The 13,270-nt window shown below is 49.6% G+C and carries 10 protein-coding genes; 3 read left to right on the top strand and 7 right to left on the bottom strand.

What is annotated here, in order from left to right:
• Position 1: 1 nt before the first annotated feature.
• Positions 2 to 2,860 (bottom strand): protein kinase, encoded by a 2,859-nt coding sequence (locus tag L0156_03190; protein MCI0601993.1) that lies wholly within the window; start codon positions 2,858 to 2,860, stop codon positions 2 to 4.
• Positions 2,861 to 3,028: 168 nt separating this feature from the next.
• On the opposite strand from L0156_03190, the gene L0156_03185 reads away from it, so the two are divergent.
• Positions 3,029 to 4,597: a hypothetical protein gene (locus L0156_03185; protein ID MCI0601992.1), complete on the top strand. Its 1,569-nt coding sequence runs from the start codon at positions 3,029 to 3,031 to the stop codon at positions 4,595 to 4,597.
• 58 nt (positions 4,598 to 4,655) lie between these two features.
• On the opposite strand, the gene L0156_03180 is transcribed toward L0156_03185, so the two are convergent.
• Positions 4,656 to 5,828 carry a vitamin K epoxide reductase family protein gene (locus L0156_03180; GenBank protein MCI0601991.1) on the bottom strand — a complete coding sequence of 391 codons (1,173 nt, stop codon included), beginning with the start codon at positions 5,826 to 5,828 and terminating at the stop codon, positions 4,656 to 4,658.
• Positions 5,825 to 6,733 (bottom strand): tetratricopeptide repeat protein, encoded by a 909-nt coding sequence (locus L0156_03175; protein MCI0601990.1) that lies wholly within the window; start codon positions 6,731 to 6,733, stop codon positions 5,825 to 5,827. The genes L0156_03180 and L0156_03175 overlap by 4 nt, the downstream gene beginning before the upstream one ends.
• Positions 6,734 to 6,862: 129 nt before the next feature.
• On the opposite strand from L0156_03175, the gene L0156_03170 reads away from it, so the two are divergent.
• Both L0156_03170 and L0156_03165 read left to right on the top strand, forming a co-directional pair.
• Entirely contained in the window at positions 6,863 to 7,219 is a 357-nt protein-coding gene (locus L0156_03170) for a carboxymuconolactone decarboxylase family protein (protein MCI0601989.1), read from the top strand.
• 36 nt (positions 7,220 to 7,255) lie between these two features.
• The gene (locus L0156_03165) at positions 7,256 to 8,251 is read left to right on the top strand and encodes a hypothetical protein (protein MCI0601988.1); all 996 of its coding nucleotides are present in this window, start codon (positions 7,256 to 7,258) and stop codon (positions 8,249 to 8,251) included.
• On the opposite strand, the gene L0156_03160 is transcribed toward L0156_03165, so the two are convergent.
• The 4 genes from L0156_03160 to L0156_03145 all read right to left on the bottom strand — a co-directional run bounded on the left by L0156_03160 (position 8,248) and on the right by L0156_03145 (position 13,157).
• Positions 8,248 to 9,276, bottom strand: coding sequence for a hypothetical protein (locus L0156_03160; protein ID MCI0601987.1), 1,029 nt, complete (start codon positions 9,274 to 9,276; stop codon positions 8,248 to 8,250). The genes L0156_03165 and L0156_03160 overlap by 4 nt on opposite strands.
• A gap of 98 nt (positions 9,277 to 9,374) precedes the next feature.
• On the bottom strand, positions 9,375 to 10,322 hold the full coding sequence (locus L0156_03155; GenBank protein ID MCI0601986.1) for a hypothetical protein: 948 nt from the start codon (positions 10,320 to 10,322) through the stop codon (positions 9,375 to 9,377).
• 156 nt (positions 10,323 to 10,478) lie between these two features.
• Complete coding sequence (locus L0156_03150) at positions 10,479 to 11,243, bottom strand: succinate dehydrogenase/fumarate reductase iron-sulfur subunit (GenBank protein MCI0601985.1); 765 nt, start codon at positions 11,241 to 11,243, stop codon at positions 10,479 to 10,481.
• Positions 11,244 to 13,157, bottom strand: coding sequence for a fumarate reductase/succinate dehydrogenase flavoprotein subunit (locus tag L0156_03145; protein MCI0601984.1), 1,914 nt, complete (start codon positions 13,155 to 13,157; stop codon positions 11,244 to 11,246).
• Positions 13,158 to 13,270 lie beyond the last annotated feature (113 nt).

The following is a 13,270-nucleotide window of genomic DNA, read 5'->3' as shown; positions in this document are numbered from 1 at the left end:
ATCACGCTGGGACAAGCACGGTGCCTGCTATACGATCCTGAAGACTCCGATGGGGATACACGATGGCATAAACGATTCCTGCGAGAGTCAAGGCAATGAATCCGCTATAGAAATAAATGCCGGCTGGCGGACGGACGGAAACGAACTCCATGATACCGGGATTAAACATCAACACCGGAAGCCATGAAAGAAAGGAACGGAAGAAAGAGCGAAAGTGCCCCACTCGCTCTCCCTGTATCGTTTGCAAAGAAATTCCCATTAGAGTAAACAAGAACGGACGGCGTAACAGAAAAGCGATGGGGATGGAAAAGAAAGAAAAAAAGGAAATACCGGTGACAACAGGAAAAACGTAGGTGTGCCATGGCCGGTCAGTCGGTTTTCGTTCCCCGGAAAACAGCTTGAACACGGCTGGCTTCAGGTCCGCGATCTGTCTTGCTTCCTGATATTCCTCAATCGTTACACGCGGATGCTTCCGTAGAATGGATTCCAATTGTGATTTTTCAGCTGGCTCTAGACGCAATTCATACATGGAAGGACTGGAAGAAAATTTCAAATATTCCGAATAGCAGTAAGCCAGGGTTTTTTCTATTGCTTCCGTTCGTTTCGGATCCTGCAATCCATTCAGTGTTTTCAGATGTTCTCCCGCGTTTGTCAGGTCCAGGAGCCATACGGGCATCAAGAGTACGAATAAACCTATTCCGATAATGAGAATTAGAAACGGGAAAATGGGAAGCGACAGTGTGGCAAAACGTTTCCACCTGTTGATTTCAGCCGGTCCGGTCAACTGCTGCAATTCCTCGTGCACGGTTCGTGGCGATTCATAATTTTTCTCGCGGCAAAGTCTCTGAATGAACCGTCTGCTGGATTCTGGAGCAGGTACTTGTGGCGTTCTTCCATTCAGAGATTCAAAGGACACAACCTTGCCAGTAAGTCCAAAAAGCAGAACCTGATGAAGAAAATCCTTCCAACGTTCCGTTGTTGTTGTTCCTGATTCTTGCGGCAATGAGATCGGAAAGTCGAGCAGTTTTGTATTGCCGAATCCATCGACCCATAAATGGTGCAGGCTAATCTGTTTGGAAAAATGCTGGTCCTGAAACAGCGCTTCGAGTTCGGCGGCGGATCCTTCCATTACAGAGCGAACTTCCGGCCAAGACAACTTTCCCTTAGATTCTACCCATTCCCGAAAACCTGTCCCGCCTGGAACTTCGAAAACATCCCAGTTGCCATCCTGCTTGCGATGCCCCTGGATCCATCGCAGCCTGCCACTCCTGAAGACGGATAAATGATCCGCCTTGAGCGGCTGATCTTCAGCAGTGTATGCATGAATCCAAACATCGCGCTTCAGAATTTCATCGTGTCCGGCAAACAGTTGTTCATTTTGATTTTCCCAGAGCAAAGTTGTTGCGCGATAAGGTCCAAACATTTGAGAAACCTTTCGTTGTATGGAAGGAGGCAAATGCGGAACAGAAATACGATTCTTTTCCGGAACAGCCATCACCCGAGTTTTGCTCAGGATTTCATGGAGGCCTGCAAATCCATTTCTACGGCGCATCGTTGCAAGGATCGCTATCCAGCCGGCGCTGAAAACCGCGTCGGAAGTTTGCGAAGCGGGTAATATCAGTTTGGCGAATGGCAGGACGGAGGTAATCAGCACAAAGAAAATTGTGCGAAAAAAGGCAGCATTCCAGGAGAGAGGCGTTCCCTGGTTGCTGACGACTCTCAATCGGAAAAGCTGTTTTCCGGGCGTTCTTCCCCAAAGTTTTTCAAACAGGAGAAAATACAAAAAAGACAAAACCGGATTCAAAAAAGAGTACTGATGAGCACTCATGCTCCAGAGCCCTGCGAGTAAACCAAAAGGAAAGAGAATGATTAAATCAATGATGTGGGCCAGAAAACGCTTCCCGAGGCTACTTGTTTTCAATCCGCTCGATGAATAAGGAATCAAAACGGCGCGAAACGCAGTGTAGCTGGGATACCGCATTCCGGGATCCTTCGAAAGCGCTCGAAGGATCACTTTCTCCAAACCGCCCGGCACATCGCGTCGTTTCTGCGTAAGCGGAGGTGGTGGGTCGGCAACAATACGGGCCAGAACTTCCGCCGCGTGCTTGCCTTCAAAGGGCGGCGCGCCGTTAAGAATCGCATAAAGCGTCGCAGCCAGAGAATAGAGATCGGACCGAAAATCGAGATCCTGTCCGCGAATCTGTTCCGGAGAAGCGTAGCTTGGCGTACCCAAAAATGTACCGGTAACGGTAAGTTTGGTGTCGGATTCGAGCGTTTTCGAGAGCCCGAAATCACCAATTTTTATGTTTCCATTTTCATCCAGAAAACAATTCGAAGGTTTGATATCCCGGTGAATAATCCCTGCGAGCTGAGCTGCTTCCAGGCCATCTATCAGGCTGAGCGTATAATCGATCGCCTCCTTGACAGTGAAATCCTTGCCCTGGTTCAAAAGATCTTGAAGAGTTCCTCCGGGCATGAGTTCCATCGTGATCGCCGGATAGCCGTCAATTTCCTCCGCGCCAAAAATGTATACGCAATTGGGATGATTGATGGAAGCGGCAAGACGTCCTTCCTGCTGAAATCTATCTACAATATTAGTAGAAAGAAAAGTCACTTCGGTCAGGACCTTGATCGCGAGTTTCCTGCCGTTTTCAACGCCTTCCGCCTCCCACACTTGTCCGAAACCACCCTTTCCCAGCAGCCGGATCAGACGATAAGAGCCGAAGAGCTGGCCTTCGACTAATTCGGGTGATTGGCGATGTGTTGGTCGTTGGGCCTGCGTAAGTTGTTCTCTTGTATCCAGTTGACTCGCACCGATCGTTTTCTCGTGTTCCGTATCACGCGGCTTGTCCGAAGCCATGCATTTATCTGATCACAACTACGCCGATTGATCAAAATGTTTCTGTTCAAAGATGAAACACGATCTGTTCTTATCTGAAACACCGTTTGCGCGGTGCTTCGCCACGGCTCCTCGGAATGTAGCATGGCATCTGTTTTGCTCCGGCCAAAAGAGAGTATGGAGGATGTCATGCTAACAACGCATCAAAAAACATCCAACAACCTTCTGATGATGTTCATTCTGTTTCTGCTTTTGACCGGTTTCAGTCCGTTGCTATGGGCGGCTGCAGGAGATCTCGACAAAAGTTTCAACAGCGATGGAAAGTTAACAATCAACTTTGGCACTCCCTGGGACTATGGAACCTCCATCGCGATTCAGCCGGATGGCAAAATCGTGGTCGCTGGGCGGGTCAAGAACCCGAATGGAAATCATTCCGACATAGCTGTTGCACGGCTTTTACCAAACGGTGATCCGGATCCCGGTTTTGGTCCCAACTCTAATGGACAGGTGACAATTGATGTCAATGGTGGTTACGACCAGGCATTGGATATTGAATTGCAAAACGACGGAAAAATTGTTCTTGCCGGCTCCTGTTGTTCACCTGTGACTCCTACCCTGGAGTTTGTGTTGGTGCGTTTGAACACAGATGGGTCTCTCGATGCCACGTTCGACGGCGATGGAATTGTAACGACCGACTTTGGAGGCACAGATGATCAGGCTTTTGGAGTGGCTATTGCGTCGGGGGGTGTAATTGTGGCAGTGGGGAGCACATTTCTAAATGGCATCAATGATTTTGCCGTGGCGCGTTACACAATGAACGGAGCGCTGGATCAGGGATTTGACGGCGATGGAAAAGTAACCACAGCGTTTGGCAACGGATCGAATGAATATGCCGACGATGTAATCATTCAACCGGATGGAAAAATCGTTGCAGCCGGCTTCACAAATGTAAACCCTGATCCGAACGTATCGAAGGAGTTTGCTCTGGTCCGTTATCTTACAACCGGCGCTCTAGATACCGGCTTTGGCCTTGGAGGAAAAGTAAACGCACCAGAGGGAGAAGGTCATGCGATTGTCATTCAGCCGGACGGCAAATTACTCGTGGCGGGGGCAACTCCAGGTGACTTCGGAGTCGTACGCTATCACATCAACGGAATCCCCGATAGTACATTTTCAAGTGATGCTCTCGCTACTGCTGATTTCGGCGGTGAGGAGAACGCGCATGCTCTTGTCTTGCAAGCCGACAGCAAGATTGTAGCAGCGGGCTACGTTAAGATTGGAGAGAACTATGACTTTGCGCTGGCCCGCTTCCTTCCGAATGGCGTAAGAGACATTACTTTCAATAACGACGGCAAGGTAATCACAGACTTTAGCACTTTTGGGTTGGCAGGCGACAAGGCGTATGCCATCGCGATCCAACATCCCGCCGGAAGGATCGTTGTCGTTGGTGGAACCAGTATTTCCAACAGCTCTGACTTTGCCCTTGCGCGTTATCACGCATATACCTGCGAAGGCAAGGATGTCACTGTTTTGGGAGGCGTGAGCAATGACACGCTCTATGGAACTTTCGGAGCGGATGTAATTCTGGGATTGGGCGGCGACGATGCCATCTATTCCAATCTTGGCGACGATACTATTTGTGGTGATAGTGGAAACGACAGTATGAATGGCGGAGGCGGGAGTTCCGATGCATGTTCGGGTGGCTCCGGTGCCGGCGACACTGCGATCAACTGCGAAATCATCACCGGAGTTCCGTGAATCTTCTATCTCACCACAACTACTAAGTTTTTTAAACTTGGCGCCCTGGCGGTTCGATCTAGTGATGCACGAATAAAGAAGTGAGCTGCGCCTGATCTGGAATTCCATAGAAAGCCTTTTCAGGTGAGATCAGGATCGGCAAAACCTTTTGTTGCATGGAAGGAGAATAGAACATGTTCACACTTGTTCGGATGAGATCATCCAGTCGCGGATCGGCCAGCGCCTTTTCCATCGTGTCGCGCCCGATCAGTTGATCGGCGATCGCGCGGGCAGCTTCCGGAGCCGGCGGATACTGACCCTGAAACATGAAGTGATCATAGGACAGATAAGCCTCCGGTTTGATTCGCCAGATTACCAGGCCGATTTTCGCGAATGTACAAGCATTCAAGTGGATATAGGAAGTTTCCTGCACGCCCGGATTGCACACAGCATCCAAAGGCATCGGTATCATTACGAGTGCTGTTGTGGATTGATTCGTCTGTTGCGCGCGAAGAAGTTCTGCGTGAAGTTTTCTGCATGCCGGACAGGTGTAATCGAACAAATGAGCAACTATGCGTTGTGCTTCCAACAGTCCGATCACGGGATAATCACCGACGCTAACAGGCAATGCGCCGTTTAATAGACGGATCGTTTTTGCAGGCACAGAAGACGGAATTGCACCCTCATTTTGCAGAACCTGCGCGGTGTCTGCGGATCCTGGCTTCATTTGACCGACAGCAAGAACAATGACAGCAAGCACTCCCGACAATCCTGCATAGAAAAATTTCTTTGCTGGAACTCCAACAGGCGCCGCTTTTTTTTTCTTGCCGGTTTGCACTTCCTGAACCGGCATCGTTCTCAAAACAAGAACCGTAATCACTATTCCACATAGATGCACAATAGTGCAGTAGATGCAGTAGCTCTTAATCAAAAAGGTTTGGAGGCCCATAAACCACAGGCCCGACGCGCTTGCAAGAAAGGAAAGAAAAACCAGAAGGAGCCAGGCGGTGGATTTCTCAGGCGTGACAACAAAAGCGAGAACAACAATCGCGCCATAAACAATCAAAGCCGCAAAACTTACGGGCAATCCGAACCAGGAGGACCATTTCGTTGAAAGAACTGCATCGCAGCCTGATCCTTCCCCGCACCCTGCGAGCTGGGCGCTTTCACTAACGCTTGTCCAGGTAATGTAAGCCGACAAAGCAAGTGCGATCAATGCAAGGATCCGGATGAAGGTCAGATTCCGTTTCATTGTTCCCTTTTCAATCGCGCCAGCTCCGCTTCCGAAGCAAGATACCCGAATGCACCCCACTCCTTTCCATCAACAATCTTCTGAAAGATCTCCATCCCCTTTTCCTTTTGATCGTTATAGAAGTACCAGTTCCCAATCCCGTACGAAAGCGTTGCACCGGAAAGTCCGTCCGACTTCGTATCGCCCAATAATTCCTCCAGCTTTTTTTCTCCTTTATAAAGCAAACATAATGCGTGGTACTCGAAATCTTCAATAATATTCATTTCCGACTGGATCGGCTTTAAGAGCGCTTCCGCCTCCGCAGTTCTTCCTTGCCTCCGGAGCGTTATGTACAGCCAGTGCGTGACAGCAACCAACATGTCATCGTTTTTTGTAAACTTCATGCAATCACGATAGGCCTTTTCCGCGCGCGCATAATCCCCTTTCAGGTAGTGGGATAGACCCAGATGATAAAAGATATTCGTATTCAAAGTGCTGGTGGGAATGTTCTTAGCATTGGGTAGGCCGTCCGGTTCTACTTCATCCACTTTTCCCTCAACCAGTTTTGCTGCCTTTTCGAAATCCCGGATGGCCTTATCGATTTCGCGAACCGTCAAATAACGATGGCCACGGTGCCGGTAAAGTCTCGCATCCTCCGGATGCTTCTTAATGGCCCGCGTGTAAATCGCGATCGCTTCGTTGTATCGACCCAGGTAAGCGGTTCGCCTGCCGAACCAGATGATGGCATCCAGATTCTGCGGATTTTTTTCGTAATCGGCCTTCGCCTTCTCAAGCTTTTGTTCAAAATCGATTCGAGTCTTCTCATCGATTTCCGGACGGTTGAGCGGTTTGCCCAGTAAAGAGATGGCCTCCGGCTCTTCGGCGAATACAAAAAGCGGCAAAAGCAAAATCAGCAGGAAATACATAAGAAATCCACATTTTACCAATTCAATCGATGCCTTTGTAGGGGGGCGGGCCGGGCGCAGCATTTGTAAAAAGCACAAATGCAGCGCCCCTACAATTTTTCATGCTAGAATTTAGACAACGACACGAACATGGCCGACCAATTCTATAAGAAGGAAGATGTACGTAAGATCAATGTTCTCGCTCAACTTGTGCCTGAAACCATGCAGGCACTGGTTGAGGTAAATGACAGGGTCTTCCAAGAGGGAGCGCTCACTACAAAAACAAAAGAATTGATTGCGATCGCGGTAGCTCACGTCACGAGCTGCGCTTACTGCATAGACATCCACACAAAGAATGCTTTAAGAGCGGGCGCTACGGAAGAAGAAATTGCCGAAGCAATCATGGTTGGAGTTGTGATGAAAGCCAGCTCCGCGCTTTCGCACTCGGTGATCGCGGTCAATGCGATCGATGAATTTCATTCGCTCACACACCAGCTGAAAAAGTAGTTGAATCAAGTCTTACCTCCGATTTATTCAGTATGGATGACTGATCTTCTGCCGGGTCCTGTTCCGGATGAAACCCGGTCCACTTGTTTAGACTGCGCAATGTGCGGGGCCGATTCCCTCATTACGTTTGAATTGAAAACCAAGTGTTGCACTTATATTCCTGTAATTCCGAACTTTTTGGCCGGTAAGATAATCGAAGCGGAAATTCCGGTTTTTGACGCGTATTTTCCTCATGCGGATGTCAGGCCGCACGGTGTGTTGCCACATCAGGACTTTCTCGATCAGTACTATCCGAATTCACCACTCTTCGGACGAAACCTGAAATGGAGATGTCCCTACTATGTAGAAGCAGAAGGTGGTTTGTGCGGAATCTGGCAGAGTCGAAACGCGCGATGCGCAACATGGTTCTGCAAACATTTGCACGGACAGATTAGCCGGAATTTTTGGACATCCATTGAAGAACTTCTCACAGCAGTCGAAAAAAACCTGTCTCACTGGTGCATTCAAAAATTAGAAGTGGGATCCTGCGAGTTTCGTGACGCATTCCCTGTAACAACCGAACAACCGGGCCTGGATCTTTGGATGAAACAACAGTCCTATTACCAGAAAAGATTGTTGTACGGAGATGACGCGCCCGCAGATTTTCAACGTTGGACATGGGGAACATGGATCGGACGCGAAAAAGATTTTTTCATCGCATGCTATAAACTGATCCGACCATTGAGTTGGAAAGACGTACAAACGATTTGCGGAGCGAGCCTCCAGAATTTGGAGCAGAACACGCTCACTTCCTATGCGAAGCTTACGTCAGATTTTTTTCCGGATGTTTTGAGGCTTTCAGACTTTCATCAAGCCGAAGTGAACGAAAAGGAAGTTCGCATCTGGACTTCCAATCCGTACGATCCCATCACCTTGTCAAAGGATATGCTGCGACTGCTGCACCGGATGAGTGGAAGGAAGATGGCTGAGGTAAGGAAGGAAATTCTCGGTGAGCTTTTGCAAAAACTCTTCGATGCGGGTGTCCTGATTTAACGATCCTCTATCCACTCTTCAATCGCCTTTCTTGCGTCTCTGGCGGCAACTTTCTGTGAAATCTCAGGTCCTGTCCGATTCCGATCTCCCAGCGTGAACTGATAACGTCTTCCTGCAGCTGAATCAGAATCCCATGACTGAAACATGATACCGGTGAGCGGGTGCTTGTTTTCGTATTTAGGAGAAGTCACATCATCCAGCAACGTTGTTAGATCGTGAAAACCATCTCTTTCCCGCGGGAACCAGTATCCACGCGCCGGGCCGTAGCGTCTACCCATTGTCTGAACGGAGGTCCAGAGCGGAATATTTGGAGTTTTGTCATGAATAATTTTCCGTGACCAAAAGTGATTCTCATCCAAGAGATCCTGTTGATATTCAAAGTCTTGAAACTCGAGCGCGCTGATGGCAACAATATCGCACATGCCGGCATCGTAATAAGTATTGGGGTTCTCCAGTTCGTGAATCTGTTTCCACAATTGGCGGCTGAACTGGACAATGATGTTAAACTTCGACCCGGAAGGGGCAAGAGCCTTTAAATCTGCATACATGCTTTTCAGATCATCACCGCTATAGTGCGGCATCTTCGTTTGATGCCATGGTTCATCAACGGTCAGCAGTCCGTAAAGCGCAGGATGGTTAACACACTCAGGATCGGAAACGAATTCCCCAAGGGAGTCCCAGTTCCAATCATTGTTTTCAAACACAGGACGGTACAAGACCTCATTTCGGTTCGAATCATATTTTGCAAAGGCAACAATCGCTTGGATCCCTTTTTTGTTGCACGCATCCAGGATTGCCACCCAGTCTTGCCTTTGCGAGTTCTGACGATCCAGCAAAATCGCAACAACATTGACGGCAGGCAGCAGCTTTTGAATACGGTTCAGCTCTCGTTCAAAACGGCTTGCTTTTTCCGCTTTCATCATCGACATCGGTAGCGGTCGCACGACGCCATACGTTAGATTGTCCTCGCCAAAGCAGACTGAGATCAGGAGAAACAAAAACAAAACAGGAATTACGTTTCGCATTTAGTCTACCTCTCCTTGGTAAACCCGCTCGCACAGCAGAAGTTACTGAAGTTCTCTTAGAACGCGGGCGAGACGCCCACGGCCCGTAATGCAGGCTGTCAGCCGCCCCGTAGTTTTCTTTTCAGGGTTTCTTCAACCGGAGCGGTGCGGATGTATTTCTCCAGCCAGCGCGCGCGATCAATGTACGTTTGCACATCATTGAGATCGTGACCTGTTTCATACCATAGAACTTCCTTGGGATTGCTTGCCGCTTCTGCGTATCTTTTGCTGGAAGCTTCGTCAAAATACTTTTCGTGCCGCGCGAATTGAAAAAGGAGAGGAGTGGGAGCGGAATTAGGAACGTACAGGATTGCATCCAGAGCGCTGACTGCTTCCAGATATTTTTTGACTTTCTCCTTTCCTTGCTGCTCGGCAAAGGCTTGCAAATCAGGATCGGGGCTTTCGAAAATATCTTTTTGACTTCCGACTCCACCTACCAGCACCGCCGTTTTGAGACGGCGGTCGGTGGCAGAAAGAATCGCGCCCCATTGCGCGCCATAACTATGTCCAACATAGGCAAGGCGGGAACGCTCAACATTCGGATTCGATTCTAATAAATCGAACGCGCGGCGTAGATCGATTACTGCTTGTATGTATGCTTCTCGATCCTTCTCGGGAGCATCGAAATTGTCGACTGGCTTGCGCCAGGGCGCCGGCCGATCCCAGGGGTAAGCAACGAGCACAGAAACAGCGCCTGCATTTGCATAGTCGATTGCTTCGGGCAAAAATTCCGACCGGTTTCCCAGTCCCCAGTTGCCGTAAACGATTCCGGCAAACGGACCTTTTCCCGAAGGTTCGACCACAAATGCAGGAACTCTGCCGCCTTTGGGACTTGCGTAAGTGATGTCGCGGATTTTGACATCACCAATCTGCTTCACACTGACGTCCTGGACATCCAGCGGAAGCTTTGCATCATAGGCAAACCACTTCGCGCGCTCTTCCAACATTTGAGCGTGAAGGACTGTAGACAGAAGAAACAGAAATACGATCAGAATTGCATTTTTCATATGTGCTGCCACCTCTTCCATGATGATCGTATTGAATCAAAGTGATGAATGGAAAGAAGTTTGTGACGAACGGGAAGAAACGCAGACGAGACGTTCGCGTTGTAAACAAAGTAGCTCGGGCGTCTCGCCTGAGCCCAAGCAGACGGGACGTCCGCGCTACTTTGTTTCGGATTCTTCTTGACGTGTAAGACAAGCAATCAGATAATCACGGTTCATGCGGGCGATGAATTGAATGCTGATTTCTTTCGGACAGGCAGCTTCGCATTCGCGGTGGTTGGTGCAGGTACCAAAACCTTCCGTGTCCATCGCGTTGACCATGTCAACTACGCGACGTTTTCTCTCCGGCTGACCCTGCGGTAGCAAGGCGAGATGCGATACTTTCGCCGCAGTGAAAAGCATCGCAGAACCGTTGGGGCAGGCAGCCACACAGGCGCCGCAGCCGATACAGGCAGCAGCATCCATGGACAAATCGGCATTTTGTTTGGGAATCAGAATCGCATTCCCATCAGGCGCGCTTCCGGTAGAAACAGAGATGTATCCGCCGGCGCGGATGATTCTGTCAAATGCGGTGCGATCCACAACCAGGTCTTTGAGAACAGGGAAACTACTCGCGCGCCAGGGCTCTATATAGATGGTGTCCCCATCCTTAAACTCCCTCATGTGCAGCTGGCATGCACTCGTGCCTTTTTTCGGACCATGAGCGACTCCATTGATCATCATTCCGCACGTACCACAGATTCCTTCACGGCAATCGTGATCGAACGCGATGGGATCCTGTTGCTTCGCGATCAACTCTTCGTTCACCACATCAAGCATTTCAAGAAAAGACATATCCGGATTCACGTTCTTTGATTCATAGCGGACCATCTTTCCTTCCGATTTTGCATTTGGCTGGCGCCAAACGTACAGGGTCAAGTTCATTTACTTGTAGCTCCGCTGAGTCAAATGGACCGATTCGAAATTCAATAGTTCTTTATGCAAGACCGGTTTCCGGTCTGGACCGCCATATTCCCAGGCTGCAACATGACAGTAGTTCTGATCATCGCGAAGCGTTTCTCCTTCCGCGGTCTGGTATTCTTCGCGGAAATGGCCGCCGCACGATTCGTTTCGCTCCAGCGCATCCAGACACATCAATTCTGCAAGTTCGAGGAAGTCCGCTACGCGTCCTGCTTTTTCCAGCGACTGGTTGACCTCTTCATTGCTTCCCAGAACATTCACACTTTTCCAGTATTCCTCGCGAATTTCCGGAATTCGTTTCAGGGCCTGCTCCAATCCGTTCCGGTTGCGCGCCATCCCGCAATAATCCCACATGACTTTTCCAAGCTCGCGGTGGACCGAATCCACACTCCGCTTTCCCGGAATATCCAAAAGCTTTTGGATGCGACTTGTAACTTCTTCCTGCACCTGCCGGCACTCCGGATGGCTTTCATCGGCTGCCTCTAATTTTGTAGTGGCAATGTAATCCCCGATTGTGTACGGAATGATGAAGTAACCGTCTGCGAGTCCTTGCATCAAGGCGCTCGCGCCGAGGCGATTGGCGCCATGATCCGAAAAGTTCGCTTCACCCAGAACAAACAGGCCCGGAATCGTTGTCATCAAATTGTAATCGACCCACAGACCTCCCATTGTGTAATGAACCGCCGGATAAATCCGCATCGGGACTTTATACGGATCTTCATCGGTGATTCGCTGGTACATCTCAAAAAGATTGCCATAACGTTCCTCAATCCCTTTGTCACCTAAACGCTTGATCGCATCGGCGAAATCGAGGTAGACTCCGAGTCCGCTTTCCCCTACGCCGCGTCCTTCATCGCAGACTTCCTTGGCGGCCCTCGAAGCTATATCGCGAGGCGCAAGATTTCCGAAGCTCGGATATTTGCGCTCCAGATAGTAATCCCGTTCCTCTTCTGGAATTTGATTGCACGACCTTTTGTCACCTTTCTGTTTTGGCACCCAGATTCTGCCATCGTTTCGCAGCGATTCACTCATCAGTGTGAGTTTGGACTGGTACTCGCCTGTAACGGGGATGCACGTCGGATGAATCTGCGTATAACAGGGATTTCCAAACGCCGCCCCACGCTTGTATGCGCGCCAGATGGCGGTCGTATTGCAGCCTTTTGCATTGGTGGAAAGGTAAAATACATTTCCATAGCCGCCGGTTGCCAGGATCACTGCGTCAGCAATGTGCGTTTGAATTTTTCCCGTAACCATATCTCGTGTTACGATGCCGCGCGCCTTTCCGTTGATCACAACAATATCCAGCATTTCCGTGCGTGGAAACATCTTCACTTTTCCTGTCTGGACCTGCCGCATGAGCGCCTGGTAAGCGCCGAGCAAAAGTTGCTGGCCTGTTTGTCCACGCGCGTAAAACGTTCGGGAAACCTGCGTCCCTCCAAACGAACGGTTCGCAAGATATCCGCTATACTCGCGCGCGAAGGGCACTCCCTGGGCCACACACTGATCAATGATGTTCACACTGATTTCCGCAAGCCTGTAAACATTGGCTTCGCGTGCTCTGAAATCTCCGCCCTTGATCGTGTCATAGAAAAGCCGGTAGATGCTGTCTCCGTCATTTTGATAATTTTTTGCGGCGTTGATTCCACCCTGCGCCGCAATGCTGTGAGCCCTGCGCGCGCTATCCTGATAACAGAATGCCTTCACGTTGTAGCCAAGCTCCGCAAGCGAAGCCGCCGCAGAACCGCCGGCCAGACCGGTGCCGACCACAATAATTTGATACTTCCGTTTGTTCGCAGGATTGACCAGCTTCATTTCAAAGCGGTGCATCTCCCACTTCTTTTCCAGCGGGCTGGAAGGAATCCGTGAATTCAGCTCCATCAACCTTCTCCAACAAATCCGAAAAAGACGGCAAGCGGCATCGCGATATTTCCGATCACTACAATTCCCGTAATGATAACAGCCAGATTTTTCCAGTACTGATTGTATTTCGG

It is taken from the genome of bacterium, assembly GCA_022616075.1.
Classification (GTDB): Bacteria; Acidobacteriota; HRBIN11; order JAKEFK01; family JAKEFK01; genus JAKEFK01.
Note: the sequence above shows the minus strand (reverse complement) of the source record. Positions and strands in the feature narration are given on the sequence as shown.